Raw genomic sequence first — 15,628 nt, 5'->3', positions numbered from 1 at the left:
TAAGAAAGAAGTTTACCCAACATGACCATTACAGAAAGTACGAAGGGAGGTTCCCGTTAAAGGGGAGCTTCCCTTTTTTATTTGAAGGAAGCAGGAATCAAAAGTTGGAAAGTTGATAGAGGAATGGCAAGTGGAAAGTGGTAAATGGCGAGTAGGAAAATGCAAACAAAGGGGAATGCGGAATAGAGCGTGTTACTTCTGACCTCCGCTGTATTCTGTATTCGCCTACAGCTTATGGCTTAAAGCTTACAGCTGCTTTTGTATTTGCTTTAGGCTTTAGCCTTTAGGCCTTAAGCTGTATTCTGTATTTGCTAGCAGCTTATAGCTTGAAGCTTGCAGCTGTATTACGCCTCCTTAACCAACAACTTCTCACAAACCTTATTACTGAGCATCTCCGCCTTTTTACTGCCATAACTAACGGTCATGCTGTCGTCAAAAGGTTCAATGCTTTTTATCTTTATTTTAGACCCCAGTGCAAGATCGCGGCTGTTAAGGTACTTCAACAGGTCATCGGAAGAATGGCTAACAGCCATAAATGTTACGGTATCACCTTCTTTACAATCGCTTAATTTTATATACCTGATATATTGTTCCACCTCTATTTTCCCGTTTTTATCGGGTATAGGCGAACCATGCGGGTCGATTTTGGGAAAACCCAGCAATTCATCCATTTTCTCAAAAAAAGCGGGTGATTGTATATGTTCTATTTGTTCGGCAATGTCGTGCACCTGTTCCCAGCCAAAACCCATTTTCTCCACCAGGTACATTTCGGTGAGCCTGTGCTTCCTTATAATGAGGGCGGCCTGTTTTTTACCCTTGTCTGTAAGTTTTAGGGGTTTATAACTTTCGTATATCACCAGCCCTTTTTCGGCAAGGCGTTTCATCATACTGTTTACAGTAGGCATTTTGATATCCAGCTGTTTGCTCAACTCGTTCACACTCGCTTCGCCCTTATTGCTGGTTATATTCCAAAGCGCTTTCAGGTAATTTTCTTCAGTCTGTGAAATCATGTGGCAAATTAAACGAATTTATTACTGAACTGAAGCTGTCGTATTTGCGAAATAATTTTGTTAGATGACTCTAACATATTACTTTTGTAAGGTTAAATAATCAATTTAGCCTTGTAAAATGGTAATTAATGAGTAAACTTAAGATCGTTGTATTGTTGGTATGTTGCACACTGAAAGGTTTATTGGTTATTTCACAAACAGCTACAATAACCGGAAAGATCACCGGTTCTGATGGCGGGCAACTGGGAGCCGCAACAATTACTATTTTAAAGCTGAAAAAAGGAGCGGCATCAGACAGTACCGGTATTTTTAAATTAGAACAGGTGCCATTTGGCGCCTGGCAAATTGAGGTGAGCCACCTGGGGTATAAAACATACAGAACAAATATTACAGTTGACCACAATGAAATTATACAGGATGTGGCTTTGATGCAGGCGACAGACAATTCTTTAAATGAGGTAGTTATATCGGGAACAATGAAAGAAATGTCGAAGCTCGAAAGTCCGGTGCCGGTTGAAGTATATACGTCCCGTTTTTTTAAAAGCAACCCGGTACCTTCTTTTTTCGATGCATTGCAAAATGTGAACGGGGTACGGCCGCAATTGAATTGTAATGTTTGTAATACCGGCGATATTCATATAAACGGGCTCGAAGGCCCATATACCATGGTGTTGATAGATGGAATGCCTATTGTAAGTGGATTATCGACCGTGTATGGTTTAAGCGGTATTCCGCAGTCGCTGGTAGAAAGGATAGAAGTGGTAAAAGGACCGGCATCTACATTATATGGCAGCGAAGCGGTAGGCGGTTTAATAAATATTATAACTAAAAAGCCGGGCAATGCGCCGCTGGTTTCCGCTGATGTGTTTGGAACAAGCTGGGGCGAAGTAAATACCGACCTGGCTGTAAAATTCAATGCAGGTAAAAAGGCATTGTCGTTATTGGGTGTGAATTACTTCAATTACCGAAATAAGATTGATAACAACCACGATAATTTCACCGATGTAACCTTACAGAACCGCATCTCTGTTTTTAATAAATGGACGTTTCAACGCGCTGAAAATCGTGAGTTCTCCCTAGCAGGCCGGTATATTTATGAAGACCGCTGGGGCGGCGAAATGAATTGGGCCAGAAAATACAGGGGGGGCGATGAAGTGTATGGTGAAAGTATTTATACAAACAGGTGGGAATTGTTTGGTACCTACCAGTTGCCCATGAAAGAAAAGGTGCTGTTCCAGTTCAGTACAAATGGTCATAACCAAAACAGTGTATATGGCGCCATTCCGTTCATGGCAGACCAGTATATTGGTTTTGGCCAGCTTACCTGGTTTAAAACTACCGGCCATAACGACCTGTTAACGGGTATCACTTATCGTTATACGTTTTATGATGATAATACTTCGGCCACTGCCGATAAAAATGATGTCAATTTAAATAAACCCAGCCATACCAGGCTGCCCGGCTTGTTTGTACAGGATGAAATAACACTGAATTCACAAAACAAATTGTTGCTGGGTATAAGGTACGATCATAGCTCTGTACACGGCAGTATACTTACCCCGCGCATCAATTATAAATGGAACTCAGTAAACAAGAAAAATGTGTTGCGGTTGAGTGCAGGTAATGGTTACCGCGTGGCCAATGTATTTACCGAAGACCATGCGGCATTAACGGGAGCAAGGGATGTAATATTTAAGGATGATCTGAAACCTGAAACCTCCTGGAACGGCAACATAAACTTTGTAAAGAAATTCTACATTGGCAATGCATTTGTAGGGCTCGATGCCAGCGCTTTTTATACGTATTTCACCAATAAGATCATTGCCGATTATGATACCGATCCCAATAAAATATTTTACGACAACCTGAAGGGATATGCAATATCGCAGGGCGTTTCTTTAAACGCAGATATACTATTCCCATGTGGGTTAAAGATCCTGGCCGGCGCTACTGCCATGGATGTGTACCGCAAAGAAGAGGGTAAAAGAATTGATCAGTTGTTTACAGAGAAATTCAGTGGCGTATGGAATATCGGCTATACGTTCAAGCGTATGGGCCTTACGATAGATTATACCGGTAATGTGTATGGTCCCATGCGCCTGCCTTTGTTAAGTGAAACTGATCCCCGCAGGGAATGGTCGCCATGGTGGAGTATACAGAATATTCAGCTCACTAAAAAGCTGGGCCATGGGTTTGAGATCTATGGCGGTGTAAAGAACCTTCTTAACTGGACGCCCAACAAAGGAAACCCCTTCATTATAGCCAGGGCCAATGACCCGTTTGATAAAAATGTTGATTGGGATGCCAATGGACGGGCCATTGCAACAGACCCAATGGGACCTAACCCATTTGGCCTTACCTTTGATCCTTCGTATGTGTATGGTCCCAACCAGGGGATCAGGGGTTTTGTGGGTGCGCGGTTTAATTTGTATAAATAACATTCATGAGCAGCCCAACTATTACTGTGCCTGCAGCCACCATGTTGCAATTGTTCAATACCATTTTATTGAAGCAGGGCTTTACGCCCGAAAAGGCAATGCAATGTGCCGAAGTATTCACCAATAACAGTATCGACGGCGTATATACGCATGGGGTGAACCGTTTTCCGCGCTTTGTTGAATATATTCAAAAAGGGATCATCAATATACATGCAGAACCCACTTTAAAACACCAATGGGGTGGTGTGCAGCAATGGGATGGAAATTTAGGTCCGGGCCCGCTCAATGCCATCCATGCTACCAACAATGCTATGCAACTGGCGCAACAGCATGGCATCGGCTGTGTTTCGCTGGCCAATACCAACCATTGGATGCGCGGCGGTAGTTATGGCTGGCAGGCAGCAAAAGCAGGGTTTGTATTCATCGGCTGGACGAACACCACGGCGCTTATGCCAACCTGGGGGGCGGTAAATAGCAAGCTGGGAAATAACCCGCTTGTGATGGCATTACCGTACCAACAGGAAGCGATCGTTTTGGATATGGCCATGTCGCAATATTCGTTTGGGGCGCTTGAACTGGCGGCTATGAAGAACGAACAATTACCGGTGCAGGGCGGTTTCGATAACAATGGCAACCTTACCACCGACCCGGGCGCCATACGCGAATCGCGCCGGCCATTACCTATTGGGTATTGGAAAGGAGCGGGGCTGTCGTTGTTATTGGATATTTTGGCGGCTGTATTATCGGGCGGTTTATCGGTACAGGAAATTACCAAACAACCGGTAGAGTCGGCCGTGTCGCAGGTATTTATAGCTATAGACATAAGTAAGCTGGGCAATCATGCAGCCATTGCACAGATGGTGAAAAACATTATTGAAGATTATCATCAGTCAATACCCGACGGAAATAAAAGTATCAGCTATCCCGGTGAAAGGGTGCTACAAACGAGGCAACGGAATCTGGTGAATGGCATTCCGGTGTTGAATGAGGTGTGGGAACAGGTTTTGGTTTTGAGTTCTTAAATAAAATATAAATAATGAACCCAACAACAGACAACGGAGTTTTAGGGCCTACATACCTTGACGGCCTCACTGAACATATAAGCAATCCTAAAGACCTAAGGTTACATGAATGGCGAAGACAACTAAAAACACCTTCCGGGCAAACAAAATTTAGAATAAAGTTTTACGGGCGCCTACACGAAAAGTATAATAATTTGATCGTTGGAACAGACTTCGCACCTTCATTAATTTTGGCAGTTGACAACGTAACGGGACAGGAAATTTTATTATTCGATGGCTGTAAACACGGCTACAACGCCATGTTTTGCGATACGTTTACAGCCGAACAAATTCAAAACAGGCCGGCAACAAATTTTTACAATGATAAAGCAGGAAACGAAATATTTGAAATTGTGATTTCAACTTATAACGGCATCGACTATGAAGATGAACTGGCAGACCAGGTTGACGAGAATGGATTAATAGAACTCATTGATGGAACCAAAGTTGAATTTAACAATGTAAAATGTAACGGTTACGATACCTTGCAAATTTGGGCGATAAGCGAAGGTGGAGATACTGTTAATGTTGTTTCGGAGGAGCTTTAACTTTATCACCTTCATCAACTTTTCAACTTTCAGACCAATGACATACAATACATTTTACGAACATATTTGCAATCTTCAAAACGACTATCAAAACAGGGATCTTGAAACTTACTTACTGGCGCTTTTAAAGTTGGTTGAAGAAGAGAAAGCACAAAACCTCACAGCTGATCTGCTTCTGAAACTTATTCAGGAAGCTTTTTTAGCAGAACCCAAAGAATTTAATGAGGAATGGCTAGGCATTGAGGCCGCTCCTGATGAAAATATAATGAGTAAAAAATTTAACAACGCTGAAATTAATGTAGGTATTGACAAAACGGTAGTTTCAGACAAAACCGGGATCGATTATTCAATCGCTGTATTACATTTTCAAATTGCAGAGCTGCACAAAATGCGCGGTGATCAGTTCGAAGATGAAATGAGGTTTTTGGGCATTGATTCAGAAACAGGCAACCGGTGGTATAATTTTGACCCAATGGCTAATTTAGAATGTGGTACAAGAGGCATTTTAGATAATGAAGAGGATGATGAAAAAGAGTTTAACGTAAGCTGGCAAACTTTGGGAGAATTGCTTGAAATGGGCCGGATTTATGAATAATGTTTACCAGCTCTTGTACTACTATCGCCGCCGCTTGTGTCACTCCCTTGTACGTTTGGAACGCTACTCGGCAATCGTGAATCGGCAATCGGCTGTTTTCGGCAATTCGCCTACGCCAAAGCTTCGGCGAACAAGTCGGCAATAGCGCCAATGAACTAAGAACTATGAACTGAAAACTGTATTCCCTCTATCACCTCTATCACCTCCATCAACTTTTCAACTCCTCGTCAACTCGTCAACCAGTCAACTTGTTAACTTTTTTCCTCCCTCTTGCTACCTATTTCCCGGTGAGTTATATTTACGCTTAGAACCACCCCTATATGTTAAAAAACATAATTCGTTTATCCCTATTCGCATCTTTCATTTCTTGTAAGTCCGGCGAAGCAAAACAAAAACCCGTAGGCAAAGACATTTTTGCCATGGCCGACTCTATGGACGCTGCAGACAGTGCTATGCCTGCAGGGAGCGTAAAGGCCGACGAATATTATGCGAATGCTGATGGGAACAACGAAGATCCCAACTTTCCCAATTATCCATTAGCAAGCTTTGGTGATGATTCTACGCTTAAAAATTATCCCGCCACTATATTAACTACCGGACAATTTCATGAAGATGAGGTAAGCAGGGAAGATGCCGGCCGTAACTGGTACGGTATATTTCAGAATAAGGATGGCTATTATATCGATACTACCCATATTACTACAAAAAGGGTAGAGGACCCCGTTGCCGAAGATGAAGCGGGAAAACCAACCGGCTGGGAAGTAAAGACCACCAATACCGATACTTCATTGTTGCTTTTTGCCGGGGTGAACGGCATCAAGAAACATCAGATAAAACCGGTTTCTCTTAGCAAGAACATTGTGTGGCCCGGTGAATCTGTCACTTATACCAACAACGGTATTACCTACACTTTATATGCAACAGGTAATAAGCGTAAAGAAAGGCCCAACGACGAGTATTACATTGTAACCAGTTACCGGTTATTTATAAAGGCCACTATAAATGGCAGCGAACATACCCAGTTGCTGGTGTCATGTCGCAGCTTTGATGATGTAATGGTCGAAGTTTTATTTACCGGTGATATCGATGGTGATAATATTCCTGATCTTATCATAAATACTTCACATCATTATAATGTAGAAGCGCCTGCCTTGTATTTATCAAAACCGGCTGGTAGTAACGAAGTACTGAAACTGATGGGCTGGCATGTTAGTGTAGGTTGTTAACCCCCTAATACAATCCTTATGAAAAAGCATCCGCTCTATATTTTTCGCCCTGTATCTTGTTGGCCATAGTTGTATTGGTTAAAATTGTTATCGGCTATCAGGCCTTATTTGCATTTATTAGCTGGAGATTTTATTCGCCAATGATTGAGATGTTTGGCGCCTTACTAATGCCGGTAATAATAGACTGGCCGGTAAAAAAGTATACAAAGGGGAATATTATCTATATCTGGATCATCGAGGCCATATTGATAGCAATTGGCTTGTACTTCTTTCGTGGCCTGAGGTATTGGTTAATAAGCTAATGGGCTGGTAAATTGTAAAATCGTATGAATAAACACTGGCTATATTATATTTCTCCTTGTATACTGGCTTCAGTGATTTGTATAATCGGCATAGTCACGGGGCTTGCCGGTATGCAAAGTTCGGGTGGATGGAGTTTTATATATGTGATCATTTTGGGTCCGGCCCTGGCAATTCTTTTAGTGGCCGACTTCCTTGTAAAAATGCTAACAAAAGGAAGGTTGCTTTATATCTGGATCATTGAAGTAATTATTGTCGTAATAATGGTCCTCTGGCTTAAGCATAGAATGTTGTAAATGAGTATGATCAAACGTTGGCTATATTATATCACCCCTTTTATATTGGCTTCGTTATTTTGCTTATTTGGGGTTTACGCTGGCTATAGCGGAGACCAGGAAGGGGACAGGTCGAGTGGCTTTGCAATGATCGTTTATGGTTGTGTATTGGTTATGCTTTTAATTGCTGACTACCTGGTAAGACGTGTAGTAAACGGCAACGTACTCCATCTATGGATTCTTGAATTAATTGGGCTTGTAGCATTGGTCGGGATGTTTATGTACATTTCGCATTAAACGGATCCCTTACAATTATTCCCTATCATTTTAGTATGAACAAACCTTGGCTATATTATATTACTCCCTGCATCTTAGCTGCGGTGATTGCACTTTTTTTCACCATATTAGGCATTGTAGACAATAGCCAATCAGGCGGTTTTAGTATAATTCTGGTGTTCTTCCTGATACTCGCATTATGTATGTTTATTGGGTTAGACTGGATGGTTAAATATTTCATAGAAGATAACCTGCTTTTAATTTGGATCATTGAGATCCTATTGATCGCTTTTGTGTTCTGGCTTTTACCAGGGGGCAGATGGAGTGGTTGTTAGTTTCGCTTATCGGTCTTTATGCTTTCAATCAGGCTGTTGCACGGGAGAACCTTGTCAACTTGTTAACTTGTCAACCTGTCAACCACTAGTCGGCCTTAAATAAGTTTTCCCCATTACAGGGATCAGGAACAATATTTGGTTTTAGATTAAAACGAAGGAAGGTGTGATATTATTCTAAAACCTAATTTGTTAGCTATGAAACCTTACCAGTTTCTACCGTTGTTTGTAAGCGTTTTGTTTGCCTGTAACAGAAGCGATAAGAAAAAATCGCCGTTACCTATTCAGGCCCCACCAACCATCGCAACCATTAACAATATTCCCGGTGCAGAATCATTCGATAGTTTCAATACCCAGTTTCATTCCGACTCCGTTTTTCAGCTTTCAAGAATACCCTTCCCAATTGATGGACAATGTGTAAATGACCTCGAAAACGCCCACTGGTCAAAAAAGAACTGGGAATTCCTTAAAACTCCGGTAGCGCTCGATCCCGATACTTCAGAATGTAAACACAGCCTTACAATGACCGATTCACTCGTCACCGAAAAATTCTGGATCGATCAGAGCGGTTTTAAAGTAGAGCGCAGGTTCAAGCTGAAAGATGGAAAGTGGTTCCTGGTGTATTACGACGACATCAACATGTAGACCTAAATTAACCATTTTTATAAACCTGTCACATCACCTTCCAATGAAAAAAAACTGGCCTTATTTCATCGTAGCGTCCTTTCTTAACACATTACTTGTTACCGCCACATTTATTGAATTTAAGTTGCGCGGTCTTGCCGTGGTCGACTGGCCCACTGCATCTGGAGTACCTGCCTGGTATAATGTAGATCCCTTTCAATTCGCCGGCGGCATGTTTGTATTGAGCTTTTTGTTAATTGTTGTTATTGTTACAATTAAAAACCTGGTTACCGGTATTATTGCTAAGCTGCATCTGTTTAACGAAAGCCTGGCTAATAATCAATTGGTAATGGACAATAGGCAATAATAGCCTGGCCCCGCATTGTGGAACTAAAAACTGTCTTTACAAATCGGTTTAGCGTTCAATTGACACTTGATATTGTTCATTTGTCTTATATTAGCCGGCTAAACGATGTCCCATAATGAAAGTAGCAATTTGGTTCCTCCTTCTCCTGACCCAGATCACAATTGCAACCGCGCAAAAAAACAAATCGGTTTACCTGTTCTCTTATTTTAAAGGCAATGGTGAAGATGGCCTGCACCTGGCTTACAGCACCGATGGCTTTAAATGGCAGGCATTGAAAAAGGACAGCTCCTTTTTAACGCCTACAGCTGGTAAAGATAAGCTGATGCGCGACCCATGCATTATTCGCGGCGCCGATGGCCTGTTCCATATGGTGTGGACGGTTAGCTGGAACGAACGTACCATTGGCTACGCTTCTTCCAAAGACCTTATTCACTGGAGCGAACAACAGGCTATACCTGTAATGGAGCATGAACCCACCACGCTCAATTGCTGGGCGCCGGAGATCTTTTACGATGCCGGTACAAAGCAGTATATGATCTATTGGGCCACCACGATTCCCGGCCGCTTTCCCAAAGGTGACTCCGCCGGCGATGAAAAGTACAACCACCGGATGTATTATGTTACAACAAAAGACTTCAAAACATACAGTAAGGCCGCTATTTTATACGACCATGGCTTTAATGTAATAGACGCCACCATACAAAAAAATGGAAAGCAGTATGTGATGTTCCTGAAAGATGAGACCCGCTATCCACCGCAAAAGAATTTACGCATTTCAACCAGCAATAGCCTTACCGGCGGCTATACCGCGCCCTCGGCGCCTATCACTGGTAAATATTGGGCAGAAGGGCCAACTGTACTAAAAGAAGGCAAACAGTGGATCGTTTATTTCGATAAATACACCGAACATAAGTATGGCGCCATAACTTCTTCCGACCTGGTAAACTGGACAGAAGTATCTGATAAGCTGGAAATGCCTAAGGGGATTAGGCATGGAACGGTTGTTACAATCACGAATAAAGAGCTTCAGGAATTATTAAAGCAGTAATACAAGAAGTTGCAGGTTACAGGATACAGGTTACAGGGAATACAAATACAGGTGCCGGTTGCCGGGTACCAGTTGCCGGGGGAATACAAAATGCAGGTACCAGTTTCAAGGCAAAAATTTCGGAGTGAACGATAATTGGCGGAGTGTTCGATTTTCATGCCCTGGTAAACAGGAAACCGGTAACACATACCTATGTTCCCAATAGTCACAACTTACACCTCTGTAACCTGAAACTTGTAACCTGCAACATTTTCCTAATATAGAATCACCTGCAACCCTGTAACATGCCTCATAGAATGACAGGATGCAACAGGATAGTGGCGTTCCCGTTTCCCCTAATTTTACAAGCCTTAATAGGTGCGTAGATGATCAAACGGTTGACTTTCTTTAAAATTGCCATTTTAACGTGTTTTGCCTGTAGTACTATAAATAGTGTGAAAGGCCAGCCGTTTGATAAAGAGCCAGCCTGGGTAAAGAAAACAGGCGCCCGCAAATTCCCTTCCTCCAAAACAACCTTTTCAGTAAATAAATATGGAGCCAAAGGTGACGGACAAACGCTAAATACAATAGCAATTCAATCCGCCATCGATGCCTGCGCCGCTGCTGGAGGCGGCGTTGTGGTATTTACCCCCGGTAGCTATGTAACCGGTTCTCTTTTTGTAAAAAGCAACGTACAACTTCAAATAGATAAAGGAGTAGAAATTTTGGGCAGCCAAAATTTTGCCGACTATCCCGAAATTGACACCCGTATTGCCGGCATTGAAATGAAATGGCCCGCAGCCCTCATCAATGTCATTGGGCAAAACAAAGCAGCCATCACTGGTGCCGGCACTATCAATGCCCGCGGCAAATTTTGCTGGGATAAATACTGGACCATGCGCAAGGAGTATGAGGCCAAAGGCCTGCGCTGGATCGTTGACTACGACGCCAAACGCGTACGTACCATCCTTGTTCAAAATTCTACTGATGTTTCACTGGTGGGTGTTACCGTAAAGAACGCCGGTTTTTGGACGGTTCAATTGCTGTATTCCTCTTATATAACCGTTAATGGTATTGTCGTTCGCAATAATGAAGATGGCAAAGGCCCCAGTACCGATGGGGTAGATGTTGATTCATCAACCTGGGTGCTCATCGAAAAATGCGATATCGATTGTAATGATGATGATTTTTGTTTAAAGGCCGGTCGCGATTACGATGGGCTGCGCGTAAACAAACCCACCGAATTTGTTGTGATACGCAAATGCATAGCCCGTAAAGGCGGTGGGCTGCTTACCCTTGGCAGCGAAACGTCAGGCGGTATAAGGCATGTATGGGCTACCGATCTAATTGGTAAAGGCACAGGCAATGGCTTGCATATAAAATCGGCCACCACCCGTGGCGGAACTATAGAAGATATTCATTTCCGTAATATTCAAATGGATAGCGTAGGTACGGCCTTTCAGTTCACCATGAACTGGAACCCCGCTTACAGTTATTCCACTTTGCCCGCTGGTTACAATTACGATTCGCTGCCACAGCACTGGAAAGTAATGCTTACAAAAGTGGAACCTGTTGAAAAAGGTATACCACATTTTAAACAGGTTTATGTATCCGATATAAAAGCAGTAGGGGTGAAGAAGGTGGTGAATGCAGCCGGTTTAAAAGAATCGCTGCTCGAAGATTTTCATTATAACAATGTACAGGTACAGGGCAACAGCGCCGGCACGGTGAGTTATGCTACAGGTTGGGTGTTTAATAATGTATCGTTCTCAGGGGCAGATGGTGCTGCATTGCAGGTGAGCAACTCGCAAAATATGAAGTCTCTATAAATAACAACGTATGCCTTGCTTTATAAAACGAATTGTAATTGCCATATCTGTCTTCATTGCATGTAATGCCAATGCGCAGGATAATGCGCTTGTACAAATAAACTACGCAAAAGAAACGGGTGATATGAAACCCATATGGGCCTGGTTCGGTTATGATGAACCGAATTATACTTATATGAAAGACGGCAAAAAGTTGTTGTCGGAACTGGCTGCGTTAAGTCCTGTACCGGTTTATGTTCGCGCCCATAACTTATTGACCACCGGCGATGGCAAGGCCGCTTTGAAATGGGGTAGTACCAACGCCTATACCGAAGATGCCAATGGAAATCCCATTTATAACTGGACCATTACCGATAGTATTTTTGATACATACATCAAACGCGGTATGAAGCCATTGGCGCAAATTGGTTTTATGCCCGAAGCGCTTTCAACCCATCCTCAACCATACAAACACGACTGGCAACCGGGACAACCCTACAGCAAAATATTTACCGGCTGGTCGTACCCGCCGGCTGATTATAAAAAATGGGCAGCGCTTATATATGAATGGGTAAAACATTGTGTAAGCCGATATGGACAGCAGGAAGTAGAAAGCTGGTATTGGGAATTATGGAACGAACCCAATAGCAGCTATTTTCATGGCGATGTAAAAGAGTATTGTAAACTGTACGATTATTCTTCTGATGCGGTAAGGCGCGCATTGCCCAAAGCCCGTATCGGCGGGCCACATGTAACGGGGCCATCGGGTAAAGGCGCTGCTGAATTTTTGAAAACATTTTTAAAACATTGCATCAGTGATACCAATACCGCCACCGGTGCTATTGGCGCACCTATTGATTTTATTGCCTTTCATGCCAAGGGCGCGCCTAAAATTGTAAATGGTCATGTACGCATGGGCATCAGCAATCAAATGCGCGATATCGCCAGCGGGTTTCAGATAGTAGCCTCATTTGCTGAGCTGAAACATTTACCCATTGTTATAGGTGAGAGTGACCCCGAAGGTTGTGCCGCCTGTGGCATGGCCACCAATCCGGAGAATGCCTATCGCAACGGCACTATGTATTCTTCATATACTGCTGCCTCCTTTGCACGCAAATATTTACTGGCCGATCATTTTAATGTGAACCTGCTGGGCGCTGTTTCCTGGTCGTTTGAGTTTGAGGACCAGCCCTGGTTTTATGGCTTTCGCGACCTCGCTACCAATGGGGTTGATAAACCCGTGTTAAACGTGTTCAGAATGTTTGGCATGATGAGCGGAAGAAGAGTAGAAGTGACAAGTGATCGTATGTATCCTTTATTCAGCGTTCGCGATTCGGGTGTGCGTAATGCTACTACCGATATTGGCGCTATTGCTGCAAAGGATATACGTGGCGCATCGGCTATGATCTGGAATTATCATGACGATGACACCACCGGTGTGCCCGCCAATGTACAATTACATTGCACTGGTTTACCTGGTAAAGAAATTACGGTAAAACAATATAAAATAGATAGTGATAATAGTAATTCATATGAGGTATGGAAAAAAATGGGCTCGCCCCAACAGCCAACGGCACAACAAATAGCGCAATTGCAAAAGGCCGGACAGCTGAAACAGACAGGTACTTCTAAAGTAAAAACAAAAAATGGTTTATTGCAGTTGAACATGCAACTCCCACGGCAGGGAATCGTCTTTATTAAGATGATGTGGTAATTGGCTACTTAAAATGTAGCCCCCCTCCACCGGAGGGGGAATGGGGGGAGGCCCAAAACCATTCAGAAAAAAGGCGCTTAGAATGTTGCTACATGTTCTAAATAAACCAACCAATAAATAACGATTACATGCTTAAGCCGTATAAAAAGCTTTTCCTGCTTCTTGCTTTTTCATTGCCCATAATGGCTTTTTCGCAACGCCAAATGGAATACCTGAACCGGGGCGTAGTGGCCATGCCCAATGGCAAAGGCGCCAATTTTGTAAGCTGGCGATTGCTGGCAACCGATGCCAGTAATATTGGTTTTAATATCTACCGCTCGGTTAACCATGGCAAGGCCATTAAATTAAATACCAGTCCGGTTACCACCGCAACTTCCTTTCTCGACGATAAAGCCGATTCAACCCAAACATACACTTATCAGATAGCAGCTATAGTAAATGGTAAAGAAGTAAAAGATGCCCGTGTGTATACCGTAAAACCGGCTGCACAAGGTTATATTTCCATTCCTTTAAAAACACCTGCCGGTTATGCGCCCAATGATGCCAGTGTTGGCGACCTCGATGGCGATGGTACCTATGAGATCATTCTGCATCAAACCGGTAAAGGACACGATAATTCACACAATGGCATAACCGATCCGCCCATCTTTCAGGCCTATACGCTTAATGGCGAGTTCTTATGGCAGATCAATTTAGGCCGGAACATTCGCGAAGGTGCACACTATACCCAGTTTATGGTGTACGATCTCGATGGCGATGGGCGTGCAGAGATTGCCATGAAAACAGCCGATGGTACTATTGATGGACAAGGTAAAGTTATTGGCGATTCATCAAAGAACTATGTAAATGCCAGTGGTCGTATTCTCGATGGCCCCGAATACCTGACCGTATTTGATGGCAAAACCGGCGCTGCATTATATACAACTGATTATGTGCCCTTACGCGGACGGATAGACGGTTGGGGCGGCTCTGGCGGAAATGGCCGCAGTGATAATTATGGCAACCGCGTTGATCGTTTTCTGGCTTGTGTGGCTTATCTCGATGGCGTACATCCCAGCCTGGTCATGTGCCGTGGCTACTATGGCCGTAGTGTATTAGCTGCATGGGATTTCAACAATAAAAAGCTTACCCGGCGTTGGGTGTTTGATACGGAAAAAGGCTATGCTGCCTATGCGGGGCAGGGTAACCATAACTTAACCGTAAGCGATGTTGATAATGATGGCAGGGATGAGATCATATACGGACAAATGACGGTTGATGATAATGGTAAGGGTATGTACACAACCGGTATTGGCCATGCCGATGCCTTACATGTGTCTGATCTCGATCCTGAGCGGCCCGGTATAGAAGTGTTTGGCACCCAGGAACGCTTTGGCGATGCCGGTGCAAATTTTCGCGATGCAAAGACCGGTGAAGTAATATGGAAGAAACCATCTATTGCTGCCGGCGAAGATGGTGAAGGCCCCGGCCGTGCCTGTGCGCTGGATATTGATCCTCGTTATAAAGGCTATGAGTGCTGGGTAGCCGGCGCGGGTATAACCGGTCTCTTCGATTGTAAAGGCAATAAGATTGCCGATAAAACGCCCGCCTGTAATATGGGTATTTATTGGGATGGCGATGTGCTGAGTGAGGTCCTGAATGGCTCCCTTATTGGCAAGTGGGATTATGCCAACAGTTCTACCGTTAAACTATTAGATGCGCGGGATTTTAATTGCGCGCATAACAATGGCACAAAATCGAACCCCTGTTTAAGTGCCGATATTCTCGGCGACTGGCGCGAAGAAGTGATCTACCGCACCCGCGATAACCAGGAGCTGCGCATTTTCACCACTACTATTCCTACCACACACAAGTTTTATACACTGATGCAGGACCCGCAATACCGCCTGAGTATTGTTTGGCAAAATGTGGCGTATAACCAACCACCACATCCTGGTTTTTATATGGGCGAAGGCATGAGCCAGCCGCCGCAACCACACATTAGCATCATTGAACCGCGTAAAAACGACAATGCAAAAAATAAATAG

The 15,628-nt window shown here is 43.5% G+C and carries 13 protein-coding genes; 12 read left to right on the top strand and 1 reads right to left on the bottom strand.

The annotated features are described in order from the left end of the window. Window positions 1–344 precede the first annotated feature (344 nt). A complete protein-coding gene (locus tag GGD38_RS20170) occupies window positions 345–1,010 on the bottom strand; it encodes a metal-dependent transcriptional regulator (RefSeq protein WP_375302198.1) in 666 nt (221 codons plus the stop codon). A 128-nt stretch (window positions 1,011–1,138) separates the two neighbouring features. On the opposite strand from GGD38_RS20170, the gene GGD38_RS20165 reads away from it, so the two are divergent. From GGD38_RS20165 to GGD38_RS20110, 12 genes are all read left to right on the top strand, one after another. Next, window positions 1,139–3,448, top strand: coding sequence for a TonB-dependent receptor domain-containing protein (locus GGD38_RS20165; protein WP_375302197.1), 2,310 nt, complete (start codon window positions 1,139–1,141; stop codon window positions 3,446–3,448). A gap of 5 nt (window positions 3,449–3,453) precedes the next feature. Then, window positions 3,454–4,470, top strand: coding sequence for a 3-dehydro-L-gulonate 2-dehydrogenase (yiaK, locus tag GGD38_RS20160; protein WP_375302196.1), 1,017 nt, complete (start codon window positions 3,454–3,456; stop codon window positions 4,468–4,470). A 14-nt stretch (window positions 4,471–4,484) separates the two neighbouring features. After that, entirely contained in the window at window positions 4,485–5,057 is a 573-nt protein-coding gene (locus GGD38_RS20155; RefSeq protein ID WP_375302195.1) for a hypothetical protein, read from the top strand. 37 nt (window positions 5,058–5,094) lie between these two features. After that, window positions 5,095–5,652 carry a hypothetical protein gene (locus tag GGD38_RS20150; protein ID WP_375302194.1) on the top strand — a complete coding sequence of 186 codons (558 nt, stop codon included), beginning with the start codon at window positions 5,095–5,097 and terminating at the stop codon, window positions 5,650–5,652. Window positions 5,653–5,972: 320 nt separating this feature from the next. After that, entirely contained in the window at window positions 5,973–6,878 is a 906-nt protein-coding gene (locus tag GGD38_RS20145; protein ID WP_375302193.1) for a hypothetical protein, read from the top strand. A gap of 907 nt (window positions 6,879–7,785) precedes the next feature. Beyond that, entirely contained in the window at window positions 7,786–8,064 is a 279-nt protein-coding gene (locus GGD38_RS20140; RefSeq protein ID WP_375302192.1) for a hypothetical protein, read from the top strand. A gap of 195 nt (window positions 8,065–8,259) precedes the next feature. Continuing rightward, a complete protein-coding gene (locus tag GGD38_RS20135) occupies window positions 8,260–8,706 on the top strand; it encodes a hypothetical protein (RefSeq protein ID WP_375302191.1) in 447 nt (148 codons plus the stop codon). A 43-nt stretch (window positions 8,707–8,749) separates the two neighbouring features. Further along, window positions 8,750–9,052 (top strand): hypothetical protein, encoded by a 303-nt coding sequence (locus GGD38_RS20130; protein ID WP_375302190.1) that lies wholly within the window; start codon window positions 8,750–8,752, stop codon window positions 9,050–9,052. A 115-nt stretch (window positions 9,053–9,167) separates the two neighbouring features. Then, window positions 9,168–10,100 carry a glycoside hydrolase family 43 protein gene (locus GGD38_RS20125; RefSeq protein WP_375302189.1) on the top strand — a complete coding sequence of 311 codons (933 nt, stop codon included), beginning with the start codon at window positions 9,168–9,170 and terminating at the stop codon, window positions 10,098–10,100. Window positions 10,101–10,465: 365 nt separating this feature from the next. After that, on the top strand, window positions 10,466–11,908 hold the full coding sequence (locus GGD38_RS20120) for a glycoside hydrolase family 28 protein (protein WP_375302188.1): 1,443 nt from the start codon (window positions 10,466–10,468) through the stop codon (window positions 11,906–11,908). A gap of 10 nt (window positions 11,909–11,918) precedes the next feature. Continuing rightward, entirely contained in the window at window positions 11,919–13,601 is a 1,683-nt protein-coding gene (locus GGD38_RS20115) for a beta-xylosidase (RefSeq protein WP_375302187.1), read from the top strand. Between the two features lie 128 nt (window positions 13,602–13,729). Then, window positions 13,730–15,628, top strand: a complete 1,899-nt coding sequence (locus GGD38_RS20110; protein WP_375302186.1) for a rhamnogalacturonan lyase — start codon at window positions 13,730–13,732, stop codon at window positions 15,626–15,628.

It is taken from the genome of Niastella sp. OAS944, from assembly GCA_024809215.1.
GTDB lineage: Bacteria > Bacteroidota > Bacteroidia > Chitinophagales > Chitinophagaceae > Niastella.
This window is presented reverse-complemented; position numbering and strand designations above follow the sequence as displayed.

Coding starts and splice junctions, on each gene's coding strand:
- GGD38_RS20165 (WP_375302197.1), top strand. CDS start 1,139: ATGAGTAAACTTAAGATCGTTGTATTGTTGGTATGTTGCACACTGAAA.
- GGD38_RS20135 (WP_375302191.1), top strand. CDS start 8,260: ATGAAACCTTACCAGTTTCTACCGTTGTTTGTAAGCGTTTTGTTTGCC.
- GGD38_RS20155 (WP_375302195.1), top strand. CDS start 4,485: ATGAACCCAACAACAGACAACGGAGTTTTAGGGCCTACATACCTTGAC.
- GGD38_RS20140 (WP_375302192.1), top strand. CDS start 7,786: ATGAACAAACCTTGGCTATATTATATTACTCCCTGCATCTTAGCTGCG.
- GGD38_RS20150 (WP_375302194.1), top strand. CDS start 5,095: ATGACATACAATACATTTTACGAACATATTTGCAATCTTCAAAACGAC.
- GGD38_RS20115 (WP_375302187.1), top strand. CDS start 11,919: ATGCCTTGCTTTATAAAACGAATTGTAATTGCCATATCTGTCTTCATT.
- GGD38_RS20170 (WP_375302198.1), bottom strand. CDS start 1,010: ATGATTTCACAGACTGAAGAAAATTACCTGAAAGCGCTTTGGAATATA.
- GGD38_RS20130 (WP_375302190.1), top strand. CDS start 8,750: ATGAAAAAAAACTGGCCTTATTTCATCGTAGCGTCCTTTCTTAACACA.
- GGD38_RS20120 (WP_375302188.1), top strand. CDS start 10,466: ATGATCAAACGGTTGACTTTCTTTAAAATTGCCATTTTAACGTGTTTT.
- yiaK (WP_375302196.1), top strand. CDS start 3,454: ATGAGCAGCCCAACTATTACTGTGCCTGCAGCCACCATGTTGCAATTG.
- GGD38_RS20110 (WP_375302186.1), top strand. CDS start 13,730: ATGCTTAAGCCGTATAAAAAGCTTTTCCTGCTTCTTGCTTTTTCATTG.
- GGD38_RS20145 (WP_375302193.1), top strand. CDS start 5,973: ATGTTAAAAAACATAATTCGTTTATCCCTATTCGCATCTTTCATTTCT.
- GGD38_RS20125 (WP_375302189.1), top strand. CDS start 9,168: ATGAAAGTAGCAATTTGGTTCCTCCTTCTCCTGACCCAGATCACAATT.